The 15,503-nt window shown below is 61.7% G+C and carries 16 protein-coding genes; 2 read left to right on the top strand and 14 right to left on the bottom strand.

The features are described 5' to 3' along the window. Window positions 1–49 precede the first annotated feature (49 nt). The 10 genes from ACXYMO_RS03430 to yajC all read right to left on the bottom strand — a co-directional run bounded on the left by ACXYMO_RS03430 (window position 50) and on the right by yajC (window position 6,949). Window positions 50–592 carry a DsbE family thiol:disulfide interchange protein gene (locus ACXYMO_RS03430; protein ID WP_458877247.1) on the bottom strand — a complete coding sequence of 181 codons (543 nt, stop codon included), beginning with the start codon at window positions 590–592 and terminating at the stop codon, window positions 50–52. Then, on the bottom strand, window positions 585–743 hold the full coding sequence (gene ccmD, locus ACXYMO_RS03435) for a heme exporter protein CcmD (protein ID WP_458877248.1): 159 nt from the start codon (window positions 741–743) through the stop codon (window positions 585–587). The genes ACXYMO_RS03430 and ccmD overlap by 8 nt, the downstream gene beginning before the upstream one ends. Next, entirely contained in the window at window positions 740–1,471 is a 732-nt protein-coding gene (locus tag ACXYMO_RS03440; RefSeq protein ID WP_458877249.1) for a heme ABC transporter permease, read from the bottom strand. Before ACXYMO_RS03440 ends, ccmD begins: the two co-directional genes overlap by 4 nt. Window positions 1,472–1,516: 45 nt before the next feature. Further along, complete coding sequence (gene ccmB, locus ACXYMO_RS03445; RefSeq protein ID WP_458877250.1) at window positions 1,517–2,173, bottom strand: heme exporter protein CcmB; 657 nt, start codon at window positions 2,171–2,173, stop codon at window positions 1,517–1,519. Further along, entirely contained in the window at window positions 2,170–2,784 is a 615-nt protein-coding gene (gene ccmA, locus ACXYMO_RS03450; protein ID WP_458877251.1) for a heme ABC exporter ATP-binding protein CcmA, read from the bottom strand. Before ccmA ends, ccmB begins: the two co-directional genes overlap by 4 nt. A gap of 94 nt (window positions 2,785–2,878) precedes the next feature. After that, a complete protein-coding gene (locus ACXYMO_RS03455; RefSeq protein WP_458877252.1) occupies window positions 2,879–3,232 on the bottom strand; it encodes an Mth938-like domain-containing protein in 354 nt (117 codons plus the stop codon). A 10-nt stretch (window positions 3,233–3,242) separates the two neighbouring features. Beyond that, window positions 3,243–4,007: a sulfite exporter TauE/SafE family protein gene (locus tag ACXYMO_RS03460; RefSeq protein WP_458877254.1), complete on the bottom strand. Its 765-nt coding sequence runs from the start codon at window positions 4,005–4,007 to the stop codon at window positions 3,243–3,245. Further along, window positions 4,000–4,968: a protein translocase subunit SecF gene (gene secF, locus ACXYMO_RS03465; protein ID WP_458877255.1), complete on the bottom strand. Its 969-nt coding sequence runs from the start codon at window positions 4,966–4,968 to the stop codon at window positions 4,000–4,002. The genes ACXYMO_RS03460 and secF overlap by 8 nt, the downstream gene beginning before the upstream one ends. Before the next feature lies 1 nt (window position 4,969). Further along, on the bottom strand, window positions 4,970–6,631 hold the full coding sequence (gene secD / locus ACXYMO_RS03470) for a protein translocase subunit SecD (protein WP_458877256.1): 1,662 nt from the start codon (window positions 6,629–6,631) through the stop codon (window positions 4,970–4,972). Window positions 6,632–6,664: 33 nt separating this feature from the next. Then, entirely contained in the window at window positions 6,665–6,949 is a 285-nt protein-coding gene (yajC, locus tag ACXYMO_RS03475) for a preprotein translocase subunit YajC (RefSeq protein ID WP_458877257.1), read from the bottom strand. Window positions 6,950–7,564: 615 nt separating this feature from the next. On the opposite strand from yajC, the gene serS reads away from it, so the two are divergent. Both serS and ACXYMO_RS03485 read left to right on the top strand, forming a co-directional pair. Further along, complete coding sequence (serS, locus tag ACXYMO_RS03480) at window positions 7,565–8,857, top strand: serine--tRNA ligase (RefSeq protein WP_458877258.1); 1,293 nt, start codon at window positions 7,565–7,567, stop codon at window positions 8,855–8,857. Between the two features lie 165 nt (window positions 8,858–9,022). Then, complete coding sequence (locus tag ACXYMO_RS03485) at window positions 9,023–9,736, top strand: hypothetical protein (RefSeq protein ID WP_458877259.1); 714 nt, start codon at window positions 9,023–9,025, stop codon at window positions 9,734–9,736. 9 nt (window positions 9,737–9,745) lie between these two features. On the opposite strand, the gene ACXYMO_RS03490 is transcribed toward ACXYMO_RS03485, so the two are convergent. The 4 genes from ACXYMO_RS03490 to ACXYMO_RS03505 all read right to left on the bottom strand — a co-directional run bounded on the left by ACXYMO_RS03490 (window position 9,746) and on the right by ACXYMO_RS03505 (window position 15,440). Then, window positions 9,746–10,738 carry a fatty acid desaturase gene (locus ACXYMO_RS03490; RefSeq protein ID WP_458877260.1) on the bottom strand — a complete coding sequence of 331 codons (993 nt, stop codon included), beginning with the start codon at window positions 10,736–10,738 and terminating at the stop codon, window positions 9,746–9,748. 1,091 nt (window positions 10,739–11,829) lie between these two features. Continuing rightward, window positions 11,830–13,296 (bottom strand): ribosome biogenesis GTPase Der, encoded by a 1,467-nt coding sequence (der, locus tag ACXYMO_RS03495; protein ID WP_458877261.1) that lies wholly within the window; start codon window positions 13,294–13,296, stop codon window positions 11,830–11,832. A gap of 51 nt (window positions 13,297–13,347) precedes the next feature. Next, window positions 13,348–14,691 carry a PQQ-like beta-propeller repeat protein gene (locus ACXYMO_RS03500; RefSeq protein WP_458877262.1) on the bottom strand — a complete coding sequence of 448 codons (1,344 nt, stop codon included), beginning with the start codon at window positions 14,689–14,691 and terminating at the stop codon, window positions 13,348–13,350. A gap of 74 nt (window positions 14,692–14,765) precedes the next feature. Continuing rightward, on the bottom strand, window positions 14,766–15,440 hold the full coding sequence (locus ACXYMO_RS03505; RefSeq protein WP_458877263.1) for a tetratricopeptide repeat protein: 675 nt from the start codon (window positions 15,438–15,440) through the stop codon (window positions 14,766–14,768). Window positions 15,441–15,503 lie beyond the last annotated feature (63 nt).

Raw genomic sequence — 15,503 nt, forward strand, 5'->3', positions numbered from 1 at the left:
GTCGGCCTGACGCTGGCCCCCTATAAAGAATGGCGTGCGCCGAAGGCGCTCAATTGGATTGGGCGGCCTCGATGGCAGGGCGCAGGGTCTCTTCGATCACCCGTTGCGTCACCGGTCCAGCGTGGCGCAACAGGATGGTGCCACTGCCGTCGATCACATAGGTTTCAGGCACACCGTAAACGCCCCAGTCCAGCGCGGTGCGCCCTTGGGCATCTGCCGCCGTGGCGGCATAGGGGTCGCCCAATTCATCCAGAAAAGCCAGCGCCTTGACCGGATCGTCCTTGTAGTTGATCCCGTAGATCGTCACTCCCTCACCCGCCAGTGCCTCGAGGTTGGGATGTTCCACCCGGCAGGGCGCGCACCAGCTGGCCCAGAAGTTGACCAGTTTCACCTGACCATCGCGCAGTGTGGCATCGTCAAACCCCGTCTTGCCCTCCAGCGGCGTCAGCACAAGCGGCGGCGCCGTCTGCCCCTGCCGGGCCGATGGCAGGGACTCAGGATCGTTTCGAAACATGCCGATCGCCGCCAGCAGCACAAAGGCGATGAAGATAATCGGCGGGGCGAGCATCAAGGGCGAAATCTTCTTAGCCATCGCGCTTTTGTCTTTCCTCGATACGGGTCATTTCCGCCCGCGTCTTGCGGCCACGCCACAGCGTGACCCCGACCAGCAGAACCAGCAAAACGATGGAGGCGGCATAAGCCGACAACACCGTATCGGCGTATTTTCCCAGATCCGGCATCATGCTCCTGCCCTGTCCCGTGCCAGCAGCGCCTTGATCCGGCGCGCGCGAATTTCAGTTCCGGTGCGATAAAGCACCAGCGCCAGAAACAGCAGGACAAACCCCCCGATCGAGACCAGCAGCGGATAATAGAAGACGTCGGCCACGTGCTCTTCCTTGTCCAGGCTCAGCGACGCGCCCTGGTGCAGCCCCTGGTTCCAGAAGTTCACCGCATAGCGCGACAGAACCGCAAAGACCGACCCGACAAGGCACAGAACCGAGGTCAGATCTGCAGCGGTGTCAGGATTGTCGATCGCCTCCCACAGGGCGATATATCCAAGATAGAACAGGAACAGGATCAGGAACGAGGTCAGCCGCGGGTCCCAGGCCCACCAGGTTCCCCACATCGGCTGGCCCCAGATTGCGCCGGTCACCAGGGCGATGATGGTCATCACCGCCCCCACAGGCGCCGCGGCGCACGCCGCCAGCGCACTGACATGGTGCCGACGCACCAGCCAGATCAGCGAGGCAATCAGCATCATCATCCAGGCATTGATCGCCATCAGCGCCGAGGGCACGTGCAGATAGATGATCTTGACCGTCGATCCCTGTTTGTAATCGTCCGGTGTAAAGAAGAATCCCCAGATCAGCCCGACTGCAAGACAGCCGAACGCCAACACCCAGATCCCCGGCAGCACCCGTTCCGAGGTGGTCAGGAATTTCTTCGGATTTGCGTATTCCCACAAAGACATATTCAGCTTCTAATCCTTATGTCCGCACACCACAATTCACATCCTCTAGCGCAGATTGACGCGCATGACCGCCGCGCTGGCAAACGGTAACAGGGCGGCCGTTCCCGCGGTGATCCCGGCCAGCATCAACAGCGGGGTGGCCGTGTCCATGCCCACCGCGCCGCGGCGGGCCACTTCGGCCCCAAAGATCAGCGTCGGCACATAGAGCGGCATCACCAGAAGCGACAGCAACAGCCCGCCCCGCTTCAGCCCCACGGTCAGCGCCGCCCCAAAAGTTCCGATCACCGACAGGGCCGGTGTGCCCAGGGCCAGCGACACCACCAGCCAGAAATACCCCGGCCCCGGCAGGTTCAGCAGGACGCCCAGAACCGGCGCCGCCAGAACCAGCGGCAGGCCCGTCGTGATCCAATGGGCCAATGCCTTGATCGTGACGACAGATTCCAATGGCAGCGGCGCGGTGGCCAAAAGATCAAGCGAACCGTCCTCCCAATCCAGCGCCAGCAGCCGGTCCAGCGACAACAGGCAGGCCAGCAGCGCGCCCAGCCACAGCACCCCCGGCGCAATGGTCGAAAGCAGTTGCGACTGCGGCCCGACGCTGAATGGCACCATGACCGTGACGATCAGAAAGAACGCGAGCCCCAGGCCAAACCCGCCCCCGGCGCGCAGCGCCAGTTTCAGATCGCGGATCAACAGCGCCTTCATGCGAAGGCTCCGTCAAAATCATCCAGTTCCGGCAGCTTGGCGCGATAGGGCGACAGCTCCAGAACGTTACCATCCAGCCCAAGGTCGATATGGGTGGCAATCAGGGCGCTGCCGCCCTGCGCCAAATGGCTGCGCACCACATCGGCAAACATCGCGACCGCGTCGCGGTCCAGCGACACGGTCGGTTCATCCAGGATCCAGATCGCCCGCCCCGTGACCAGCAGCCGGGCCAGACCCAACCGGCGTTTCTGCCCCGCCGACAGGGCCCCTGCAGGCCGGTCCGCCAGTGCGTGCAGGTCAAACGCCGTCAGGGCGTACCCGATCCCGCGGGTGCCAAAAACACTGGCCCAGAATTCGAGGTTCTCGGTGACGGTCAGTGTGGATTTGATCCCATCCGCGTGCCCGGCATAGGCGAGCGTCTCATCGGTCCCGTCGATCCGGCCCGACACGGGCGGTTGCAACCCGGCCAGCGTGCGCAGCAGCGTGGTTTTCCCAATCCCGTTGGGGCCGCGCAGGATCAGCGCCTGCCCAGAGTCGAGCGACAGGCTCAACCCCTGGATCACCGGCAGGCCGCCACGGGCAATGGTCAGATCATGAACACTCAGCGTCATGCGCCGCCCTTAACCGATGACATGACCGGGCAAAAGGCCCCAGATGCGCAGGCGGGGCACTGGGCCGCAGCCTGTTGGGAAACGCGCGGCACGCTCAGACCGGCAGCAGCGCAAGCGCAACCCGACGGCCTTCGGACAGAAGGACGTTGTAGGTGCGACAGGCCGCCGGGGAATTCATCGACTCGACCCCGATGCCAGCGGTATCGAGGAGCTGGCGCAGGTCCGCCGGAATATGGGCAATCTCCGCCCCCGTCCCGATAAACAAAACATCGACTTGATCGCCAAGGGCCAGCAAGGCGGCGCCGTCAGAATACCCGCCCCAGGGGCTTGTGCCGGTCGGGCCGGTCAGAACCGGGCCTTCGAACACCTCACCGCCGATACGGAAAAAGCCGGGACCATACCCTTCGACCGGGCGCGCATCGGAAAAGCTGATTTCGTTCAGGCGCATGACAGCTCCTTCAGCGGTAGATCGGCAGGCCCAGCACGATGGCCCACGCGATGATGGCATAAGCCACGTTTCGATAAAGCGCTTGGCGGTCAGGGTCAAACAGGGCCTGCCCGATGCGCGAGGCCACACCATAAGGGATCAGCAGGAACAGGCCCAGCAGGATCGCCTGCAGGGTCACCATGCCTTGCAGCGCCATCAGCGGCGCGGTCAGCAGGCCCGTGGTTGTCAGAAACACCAGCGAATTGGCCCGGCTGCGCGCGACGCTGTCCTGGCCTCCCAACTGGAACAGCACCATAATCGGCCCCACAAGGCCCGTGGCGCCCCCGACCACCCCGGTAGACAGCGCCACGCCGACCCGCGCCCCGCGTGTGGGCTGAGCCGCGTAGCGCCACCCGGCAACCAGCGCGATCAGGGTCAGCGTCGTGACCGCCAGAACCGCCCATCGCATGGTCGTCACATCATTGGTACGAAGAATATAAAGCCCTACCGGCAGGCTGAACAGCGCGCACAGGATCATCAGGCTGACCCCGGGCCGGTCGGCCTGTTTCCAGGCGCGTGGAACCACAGTCACGAACGAGGCAAGGGCCGATACGGAAAAAGCGGCAATCGCGACTTCGACCGGCATGAACGCTGCGGCCACCGGCATGTAAACCAGCGCCGCGCCAAACCCGGCAAAGCCATAGACAAGACCGGCGACGATGGTGATCAGGACAACCCAGACCAGCCCCGGCTGCGCCAGAAACTGCGCGAGGACCAGTGCCAGATCGTCAGGCATCCACGTTGGCAAACTGGTTGCCCGACGTATTGTCCGGTTTCGACCAGTCGCGTTTCACGCCCAGATAAAGCAGGATCGTCGAGGCCACAAAGACAGAACTGTAGGTCCCGACGATCACGCCCCAGATCATCGCAAAGACAAATCCGCGGATCACGTCCCCGCCCAGAACGAACAGCGAAATCAGTGCCAAAAGGGTTGTGACCGAGGTCATGACCGTCCGGCTGAGGGTTTCGTTGATCGACAGGTTCAGCACATCTGCCAGTGATTTCTGTTTGTACTTGCGCAGGTTTTCGCGGACCCGGTCGAACACGACCACGGTATCGTTCAGCGAATAGCCGACAATGGTCAGCAGCGCGGCAATGATCGCGAGGTCAAACCTGATTTCCAGCACCGCAAAAATGCCGATCGTCAACACCACGTCATGCACAAGTGCAGCCACCGCACCCAATGCAAACTGCCACTCAAACCGCAGCCAGATATAGATCAGAACCGCCCCGATCGCGAGGGCGACGGCAATGATCGCGGTCTGGATCAGCTCACCCGACACCTTGGGGCCGACGGATTCCACGGACACGAACTGAATATCCGGCGCGGCGCCCGTCAGGGCCGCCTCCACCGTTTCGATCATGTCGGCTGTCACCGCCTCCTGATCGTCCTGTGCCTGAATGCGGATCATCGCGACATTCTGGTCCGCTTCGAAGGTGGGATCGAACACCTCGGTGATCGTCACGTCGCCCAGCCCGAGCGGATCAATGGCTCCGCGATAGGCAGACACATCCACCGGCGTCGCGCTTTGCGTCCGGATCGTGGTGCCGCCGCGGAAATCGATGCCGTAGTTGAGCCCGTGCAGCGCAAAGCCAATCACGCCCAGGATCATCAGAAGAAACGAAATCCCGAGCCACATCTTCCATTTACTGAAAAAATCGAAATTCGTTTCTGTGGGAACCAGTTTCAGCCGCATCTTACACCTCGATTGTCTTGGGACGGCGGCGTTCGAACCAAAAAACGATCATCAGCCGCGTGACGAAGATCGCTGTAAAGACCGAGGTCAGAATGCCCAAGCCAAGGGTGATGGCGAACCCGCGCACCGGACCCGATCCCATGGCAAACAGGATCACTGCGGTGATGAAGGTCGTAATATTGGCGTCCAGAATGGCCGACAATGCCTTTTCATAACCCAGCTCGATGGCGCGGGCGGGGCCGCGGGCGGTTTTCAGTTCTTCCCGGATGCGTTCGAACACCAGCACATTGGCATCCACCGCCATCCCCACCGTCAGAACGATCCCGGCAATACCGGGCAATGTCAGCGTCGCGCCCATCAGGGACAACAATCCAAAGATCATGCCGATGTTCACAATCAGAGCGATATTCGCGAAGACACCGAACAAACCGTAACTCAGCGCCATGAACACCAGCACTGCGACAAAGGCGATGATCGTGGCGATCTTGCCCGCGTCGATACTGTCCTGCCCCAGTTCGGGACCGATGGTGCGTTCCTCAAGGAACGTTAGTTCCGCGGGCAAGGCGCCAGCGCGCAGCAGGATGGCCAGATTGGTGCTTTCCTCGACCGTGAAGTTGCCGGTGATGATGCCGGACCCGCCTGGAATATGGCTCTGGATACGGGGGGCGCTGATCACCTCGTCATCCAGAACGATGGCAAAGGGCGCGCCGATATTGTCGCGGGTGTAATCCCCGAATTTGCGGGCCCCGGTCGTGTTGAACCGGAAGGTGACCGCCGGGCGGCCGTTCTGGTCGAAACTGGGCTGTGCATCGGTCAACTGTTCGCCTGTCACGACGGGCGCGGATTCGATGGTGTAATAGACCCCCTCTTCGTCGATCGACGGGACAACTTCGTTGCCCACACCGGCCGTTGCATTGGGGTTGCTGCCGGTGCCGACGACCGGGTTGAACGTCAGCTTGGCGGTGGTGCCGATGATCTTTTTCAACTCGGACGCGCTGCCGATGCCCGGTACCTGGATCAGGATACGGTCGGCGCCCTGGCGCTGGATCGTGGGTTCGCGTGTGCCAACCGCGTCGATACGTCTGCGAATAATTTCAAGGGATTGACGGACAGTCCGGTCATCCGTGGCCAGTTTTTCCTGTTCCGACAGGGTGACGACGATCACCCCGTCTTCGCCCTGCACCTCCAGATCGGTCGCGCCCATTCCGCTGAGCGTCTGGATCGGCCGGGCCAACCCGCGCACAACCTCAAGCGCGCGGGCCATGCCCTCGGGCTGGCTGATGCGCACGCGGATTTCGGTGGGATCAGAGGGCTGCAGGCGGATGGTGCCCACGGTGGCGCGTTCCGGGCGCAGGGCATCGCGCACATCGGGCCAGAGCGCCTGCATCCGGCTTTCGTAGACATCCTCGACCTGAACCTCGGCCAGCAGATGCGCACCGCCGCGCAGATCAAGGCCCAGGTTGACCAGAGAGGACGGCATCCATCCCGGCCACTGCCCGGCCTGTTCAAGAAGTTCGGGCGTCTCGCCCGTCGCCTCGATCGCGGTCAGGGCGTCGTTGTGATTTTCGACGCGGGTGTAAAAGCCGTTGGGCAATGCCAGCACCAGTCCGGCCACACAGGCCAGGATGATCAGCACGCGTTTCCACAGATCAATATGCAGCATTACCCTGCCTTTTCCGAATGTTACAGGGCGATCTTACTTCGCCGGTTCGGTCTTGCTCATCACTGTGGCAATGGTCGCCTTGACCACGCGCACCTTGACGCCATCGGCGATTTCGACCTCGACCTCACCATCATCCTTGACCTTGACGACCTTGCCGATCATGCCGCCCTGGGTGATCACCTGATCGCCGCGGCGCAGGGCATCGACCATGGCCTGATGTTCCTTGACCTTCTTTTGCTGCGGACGGATCAGCAGGAAATACATGATCCCGAAGATCAGGATCAGCGGAACGAATTGGGTGAAAGCACCACCTTCCATGAGGTTTTCCTTTTGTCTGGCGCGGGCCGGAAATGGCCCTCAGGATTTTGGCGGAACCTATGCCGTGACAGGGGGCTTTGCAAGGCAGCGCGGGATTGTTTGTTGGGTATATGTTTCGCGGGGGCCAATCTCGGAGGCGCTCTGATATGATCTCCAACTTTCTTGAGCGGTTCTGTCCTTCAAGGTGCGCTGCTTGAGCCGGTGAATCGAAGACATGTCATCGTCACCTGGGTTCCAATTGATTACATTTTTGGTGACGCCTCGATATCCTTGCCAGACGGGATCACCGCGCCGGAGTTTGTAGCCGAAAAACACGAGCGCCCTCCTGCTCATGCAAAAGTTGGCGCACATGGCAGGTATAGAATGGGTTTGCGCTCGAAAGCCCGGGTTGGCGAAGACGAGTAAGAAAAGCGCAACCTCTCACGTTGGATTTTCCGTACTGAGGGCCGCGCCTGACTGGGCTGGCGCGAACGCGCCTGCCGAGGGGCAGGCAGGCACTGCCCGGCGGTGCCGCCGGGCAGTGGGTTTTCGGCAACCGGGCTTTGCCACCCTACCCTTGCGCAAAATGTTGGGGCATAAGGCTGCAAACGACTCAGAATCCCGAGGACCAGTGCCATGCATGATATCCGTGCCATTCGCGAAAACCCCGATGCCTTTGACGCCGCCCTTGCGCGCCGCGGGGATGCGGCGATGTCGGCGGAATTGCTGGCCGTGGACAGCGAACGCCGGGCCAAGATCCAGGCCGCCGAGGCGGCGCAGGCCGAACAGAACAAGGCCAGCAAACTGGTTGGGGCAGCCAAGGCCAAGGGCGACGAGGCCGAATTTGAACGGCTGCGCGCGCTGGTGGCCAGCAAAAAGGCCGAAGTGGCCGCCATGCAGAATGAGGCAAAAGAGTTGGACGCCAAGCTGACCGACATGCTGGCGTGGATTGCCAACCTTCCGGCGGACGATGTGCCCGATGGCGAAGACGAGAATGACAATGTCGAGGTCGGCCGCTGGGGCGATATCCCCAGCTTTGACTTTACCCCGAAAGAGCATTTCGAAATCGGCGCCGTTGTATCGCGCATGGATTTTGAGCGGGGGGCCAAAATCTCGGGGAGCCGGTTTGTGGTGCTGCTGGGCGCGCTGGCGCGGATTCACCGGGCGCTGTCGCAGTTCATGCTGGACACCCATGTGGACCAAAACGGGCTGATCGAAGTGAACAGCCCCGTTCTGGTGCGCGATGAGGCGATGTATGGGACGGACAAGTTGCCGAAATTCGCCGAGGACAGTTACCAGACCACGGATGGCTGGTGGCTGGTCCCGACCTCTGAGGTGCCGCTGACCTATTCCATGGCCGGAGATGTTCTGGAGGAAAGCGCTCTGCCCGTTCGCATGACGGCGCATACCTTGTGTTTCCGCAGCGAGGCGGGCAGCGCGGGCAAGGATACATCCGGAATGCTGCGCCAGCATCAGTTCGAAAAGGTCGAAATGGTGTCGGTTACCCACCCGGATGAGAGCGACGCCGAGCAAAAGCGCATGCTGCGCTGTGCCGAGGCTCTGCTTGAGGCTTTGGGCATTCCCTATCGCACCGTGATCCTGTGCACGGGCGACATGGGGTTCGGCGCGCGGCGGACCTATGACATCGAGGCCTGGCTGCCGGGGCAGAACACCTATCGCGAAATCAGCTCGGTCTCGACCACGGGGGATTTCCAGGCGCGGCGCATGAATGCGCGGTTCCGACCCGAGGGCGGCGGCAAGCCCGAATTCGTGCATACGCTGAACGGGTCCGGTCTCGCCGTGGGGCGCTGCCTGATTGCGGTGCTGGAAAACGGGCAGCAGGCGGACGGATCGGTGATCCTGCCAGAGGTGCTGAAACCCTATCTGGGTGGCAAGACGACTCTCGGCGCAGATGGCACACTGATCTGAGCGATTTTCCGGCCCGACAATCGGGCCGGATCACCCTGATTGTTGCCGATTGATACACGCCAAAGTGGCGTAGTCGTCAAGATATTCCCCTTTCCCACAGACGCCGCAATGGCGCCATATTTCGACGACAGGAGAGGCGTTCTGTCTGAAGGAGATTCGTGTCTGATGCAAAGCCGGCTTTCGCCCCTGCCCGCTTATCTGGTGCTTGTTACCGCCCTTGGGTTCGCCGCATCACCAATGCTGGTGCCCGGCTTCGGTGGGTTTGAACCCACGCAGTTTCCGGTGCCGCAAGTCGATCCGCCGGTGCAGCCTGCGGGCTATGCCTTTGCGATCTGGGCGCCGATCTATGCCTGGCTGGTTCTGAGCGCGGCCTTTGGTGTCTGGTCCCGCCCCCGCGCCGCCGACTGGCAGGACATGCGCCCGCCACTGGCGCTGGCGCAGGGCCTTGGCATTCTTTGGCTGCCGGTGGCCGAAATCAGCCCGCTTGGGGCCTTTGTCCTGATCTGGGCGATGCTGGCATCGGCTCTGGTGGCGCTGAAGCGGGCGCCGGTGCTGGACCGGTGGCTTGCCCGGGCACCTGTCGGATTATTCGCAGGCTGGCTGATGGCGGCGAGCAGCGTTTCGGTCGGATTGATGCTGGGCGGGTATGCCGGGGTCGACGGGCGCGTTGCGGCTATAATCGGTCTGGCGCTGGCCTTTGGCGGGTCGGCAATCGTTCTGAGCCTGGTGTCCCGCATTCCGGAATTCGCGTTGGCCGTGACATGGGCGCTGGCGGCGGTCGTGGTGGCGAATTGGGGTCAGGCCCCGCTGGTGGCCTATACGGCGGCCACCTGCGGGTTGCTGATGATCATGTTCGCGGTCCGCTCGGCCCTGCGCTAGACGCTTGGTTCAGCTTGCGCCCGGCATTGCGACGGACGCGGCGGAAGACGATTTGGGAAACGGCACCAGCCGGCCCTTGTCCTCATCCCATAGCTTGAGGTTCAGTGCTGCCAGCGCCTCGGGGAACTTGATCCGGCGGGGCGCATATTCGTCCGGCAGGCCATAGTGGCACCGGCGCAGGCGATAGCTGGGGATGCGCGCGTTGAAATGGTGGATGTCATGCAACGTGATATTGGCCACGATAAAATCGAAGAACCAGCCAAAGTCGAGACAGGATGACCCCTGAATCGCCGCCAGTTGCGGGTCGAGATCGGGGCGGCGGTCCCAATAGGTGTCTTCGAAATTGTGCTGAAGATAGACCAGAAACACGCCGATCATGCCGCCCAGGAAACTGGCGCCAAGCCAGACCAGAACACCGGTTGTTCCAGCCAGCGCATAGATCAGCCCGACATAGGCCAGCACCGCCACGTTGTGCAGCAGCACCCCCTTGGCCCCGAACCGGGTGGTGTTCTTGGGCCAGCGGTAGCGGATGAAATAGGTGAACAGCGACCCCAGCGGAACCAGCACGAAGGGGTTGCGATAAAGACGATAGGTCAGGCGTTGCCAGAACCCTGCCTGTTCCCATTCGCGCAGGGTCATCGTGTGGATTTCGCCGGTTTCGCGGTGTTCGAGGTTGCCAATGTTGGAATGATGCAGGTTGTGATTCTGCTTCATCACCTCGAACGGGGCAAAGGTGAACGGCGACAGGCCATGGCCCGCCAGTTCGTTCTGCAACCGGGTTTCAAACAGTGAATGGTGCCCCGTGTCATGTTGCAGGACATAGAGGCGCACGGCCGAGAATGCGTGGATAATGACCGCAGGGACCAGAACATACCACAGGTGCACATAGATGATCGCCAGCCAGAGCGAGGTGAAATAGACGGCGAAGGTGCCAAAATAGCTCAGGCTCGCCAGCCGATTGTCTTTTTCGCAATATTGGCGCGTGTATTCCCGAAGGTTCATAATCAAGCCCCGTACAAATCACCCGGTAAGTCAGCTAAACCTAACCACAAAATAACTACACTGAATGTGACACGATACAACGCGGGGTTTCAATGCGTCACTCAAACGCGCGCGGAAACCCATGTGGATCGTCAAAAAATGGGCGGTTTCTTGCGCAGTGCGGGGGCTGATCAGGACGGCAAGAGAGCGACCTGAAACAAGGATGTCCTGTGGAAGGTCGCGCAATGTTGTCTCAACCAAGCATGTATATCTGAGAAACAGCCAAGACCCTGTTTACAGTTTTGGCGCGAACGACATGCAGTTCGGTCCCAAGCCGGATATCGAGGCCGTCCTTCCCAAACGGAAGCTGTGCGGACATACCTGCCTTAGCGACGGCCCAATCATAAGACAGCTTCAATGGGCCAAGATTGTTTCAAGGCGTCCCAGCCGGAAGTATCTTTGGATCAAGCACAAACTGTTGCCTGTCGGTTCAAGACCGCAGATCGAACTTTCGTCTCTATCGCTCATTCACATCACCTACGGAAAATTTTCAATAAATCTTCTAGTGCCCGGAATACCGCAATAGCTGCGACGGTGATATTTACGTACCAATACTTCTGAAGTGCAGGGTGTTCACCGAAATTCAGCAACACAAAAAAGGCAGACGCAATCAGCATATTTACGAGCAATGATGGCCACGTACCTCGCCTGGGCCACTTGCTGTCTTCCAACTTCTCTTTTTTCAACCGACAGGTTCGCTACTATTGTGGTGCTCACGGGGATATCTAGAGGTCCCTGCTTGCCATTGGCAATTTACTTTGCGTCTAAGGTAAGGCTGGAGGATAAACATGCGATGGTCAATTCTTTATGCAAAAGGTTCCAGGCATCCACGAGAGACGATCGGCCATGCTGAGCACGGCTGAGGTCAAGCATGCGCTGGAAGAGCGGCCCTCCTGAGGACGGAACGACCGGCAAGTAAGGGCTCGTTCCAGACCTTAACCGCGCTATGACCGAAGATCGGCTTCTTTTGCGCAAGTGTGGACTGCGCTTGGCCATTTTGTCGGCTGGACTACTGTTGTGGCCCACCCGACAAATAGTCCTGGCGGATAACATCACCGGTCGCGGCGGCGACCGTCGGTGTGTTTGCGCAGCTTGGAGGGCGCGTTTTTCTTGCGGCCCTTGTACGGGTTCTTGTCGTTCTGCGAGCGGAAATACAGCCGGATCGGCGTGCCCGGCATGTCAAAATCGGCGCGCAACCCATTGACCAGATAGCGTGAATAGCTGTCTGGCATCTTGTCAGGATGTGAGCACATGACCACGAATCCCGGCGGTCGGGTCTTGGCCTGTGTCATATACCGCAGCTTGATCCGCTTGCCCTGCGGTGCGGGGGGCGGGTGCTGTTCCAGCATGCCGGTCAGCCAGCGGTTCAATTGCGCGGTGCTGATACGGCGGTTCCAGACCTCATAGGCGCGCATGATGGCCGCGTGCAGACGATCAAGCCCCCTGCCCGTCTTGGCCGAAACCGTGACCAGCGGTGCGCCGCGCAGCTGGGGCAGAAGCCGTTCAAAGGCTTCCTTGAGGTCGCGCAGTTTTTCCTGCTTGTCCTCTTCCACGTCCCATTTGTTGACGGCGATGACCACGGCCCGGCCTTCGCGTTCGGCCAGATCGGCGATGCGCAGATCCTGTTGTTCGAACGGGATTGCCGCATCAAGCAGAACCACCACAACCTCGGCGAATTTCACCGCGCGCAGGCCATCCCCGACCGAGAGTTTTTCCAGCTTTTCCTGTACCTTGGCCTTGCGACGCATGCCGGCGGTGTCAAAGATCCGCATCGGGACGTCTTCCCAGTCGATGCGCAGGCTGATGGCATCGCGGGTGATCCCGGCCTCGGGGCCGGTCAGCAGGCGTTCCTCGCCCAGGATTCGGTTGATCAGGGTCGACTTGCCCGCATTCGGGCGCCCGACCACGGCCACCTGAAGCGGTTTTGCGTTGGTGGGCTGGGGAATTGCCGCGTCGTCATCGTCATCATCCTCGGACAGAGTGACATCGATTTCGGGCGCGTCCTTTTCGGCCTGGGCCTCGAACTGATCGGCCAGCGGCATCAGTTGCGTATAAAGGTCGTTCAGACCCTCGCCATGTTCAGCGGACATGCGGATCGGCTCACCCAGACCCAGCGAATAGGCCTCGATCACGCCGGCATCGGCGGCGGCCCCTTCGGCCTTGTTGGCGGCAACGATCACATGGGCCGAGCGTTTACGCAGGATTTCGGCGAACATCTGGTCGGACGGCGTGATCCCGACACGGGCATCGATCATGAACAGGCAGATGTCGGCCATGTCCACCGCGCGCTCGGTCAGGCGGCGCATGCGCCCCTGAAGGCTGTCATCGGTGACTTCCTCCAACCCGGCGGTGTCGATCACGGTAAAGCGGAGATCCCCCAGCCGCGCGGCCCCTTCGCGCAGGTCGCGTGTCACGCCGGGCTGGTCATCGACCAGCGCAAGGCGTTTACCAACCAGACGGTTGAAAAGGGTGGATTTGCCCACATTGGGCCGGCCCACGATGGCAAGGGTGAAAGACATGGTTACAGCTTTTATTGAGACTCAAGATGCGCCCTTTAACGCATCTTTGCGTCAACGGAAAGCGTGCAGTTCCCCGGTGGTGCTGACGACGTAGAGCGTATTGCCCGCCACGACAGGTGCGGTCGTCGCCCCGTTCGGCACCGCAACCGAGGCGGTCAGGCTGCCGTCTTCGGGTGAGAAAAAGCGCAACAGGCCATCGTTTGAGGCCACGATGATGCGCCCGCCCGCAAGGATCGGGCCGTAATGGGCAAAGACCTCGGCCCGTTTGCGGGGCTTTTCCTTGACGTATCCGGGCAGGTTCACAACCCAGACCGGGCTGCCCTCGCGCGCATCCAGGCGCACCAGCTGGCTAAGATCGGTAACCGCGAACACGCTGTCACCGGCGGGCCAGACCGGCCCCAGGGCGCCCTGCGCCGTGGTCCACAGGCGTCCGCCGCTGACAGTGGACAGGGCGGCGGTGCGCCCCGAATGGTTGCCCGCGAAAAGGGTGCTGCCCGCGATAACCGGGCTGCCGGTGATGTCGCCGATCCGCGACGCTGCGCGCCCGACGCGCTGGCCGGCCAGAGAAGCGTTCCAGCGGCGCAGACCGCCTTTGCGGAAGGCGGCCATGAGTTCGCCCGAGCCAAAGGCAAAGACCACAAAGTCGCCCGCGATCACGGGCGCCGGGGCGCCCAGCACGTTGGCGACACTGGGCGTGGCCTGAACCCGCCATGCCACGCGGCCCGTGTCGGTATGGATGGCCCAGCCGGTATCGTCCCCGGCTACGAGATAGATCAGCCCGTCATGAATGAGAGGCGTGCCGCTGCCGGTCGCCTCAAGCCGCTGTGTCCAGCGCACGGCACCGTTGGCGGCATCGAGCGCGGTCAGGCGGCCATAGCCGGTCGAGACATAGAGCACGCCCTTGTCATAAGCCATGCCACCGCCGGTGGCCTGTTCCTCGTCATCGGTGACCGGGATCAGGTCGGTGCTCCATGCCACGGCACCGGCCGGCGTCACGCCGGAAACGCGCGCGCCACTGTCGAGCGTGTAGATCAGCCCGCCCGCGACAACCGGATCGGCGGTGATGCGCACACGGCGGCCATCGCCGTTACCGATCTTCGCGGACCAGACATGTTGCGGCGCGACGCGCAGGGCGGCGTGATCCACCCGGTTTGACGGGGTGCCGATGCTTTGCGCCCATTCGGCGTTGCTGCGCTGCGCCGGCAGGCGAATGGCGCGGCTTTGATTGGCCGCGGGATCGGGGATGTAATCGGGCGCGTTTTCATACCCGGTGGGGCGCAGATCCTCACGTTCGCCGGGCAGGATAATTTCCTTTTCGGCACAGGCTGTCAGAACCGCCAGCGCACCGATCAGAAGGACCAGCTGCGCGCGCGAGGGGATAAACGATGCAATCATGTAACTTTGCCTGTCATACCGTGTGTTTTTGGCACGTCCGTCCGTGCCCGCGCCGGTGAGGCCGGTTGCCCGCCCTACCCGTTCGTGTTGCCGGGCTGAGGTTGCGGTTCCCCACCCAAGGCCACAATTGCCTGCGCCGCGCGTTGTTTCAAGTCCATGCTTGCCTCGGCATCCTGAAGAATGGCCTGAAACCGGTCAATCGCGGCCTCGGCCTGGCCTTCGGACACAGCGACCAGCGCCAATTGTTCCTCGGCCAGCAGGCGCAGCGGCGCGCCGGGTTGCGCCAGCGCTTCGAACTGGAGACGCAGATCGGCGGCAGGCAGCGTGTCCGCCTGCAGGGTCAGCGCCTTGAAGGCGGCGATCTGGCGATAGATTTCAGGCAGCTCGCCGTTGCTGGCGATATTGTTCAGCGCGGCCACGGCGGCGTCGATGTCGCCCGCCTCGGCCTGAGCGGCGGCAAGGGTGAATTCGATAACCGCGTTGCCGCCCGGTGTCTCAGCACTGAGTGTCGCCAGTTCGGCGGCGCGATCTGCCGGTTCATTCTTTTCCAGCGCGGCGAGAAGCTGATCGCCCAGGTCCTGGGACGCGGCACGTTCGCGGGATTTGTTGTATTCGTTCCAGGCGGCGCCGCCGACGATAAGAACAATCAAAAGCCCGGCAATCCAGCCATAGCGCTTGAACATCTTGAACAGCTGGTCGCGGCGGACCTCTTCGGTCACCTCTTCGATGAAACTGTCTGTGTCACTCATGTCTGACCTCTGCTCCCGGCGCGATAATTCCCGGCGGCGTGCCGGTTTCCGCCCGATTTTTGG

It is taken from the genome of Arenibacterium sp. CAU 1754, from assembly GCF_054482635.1.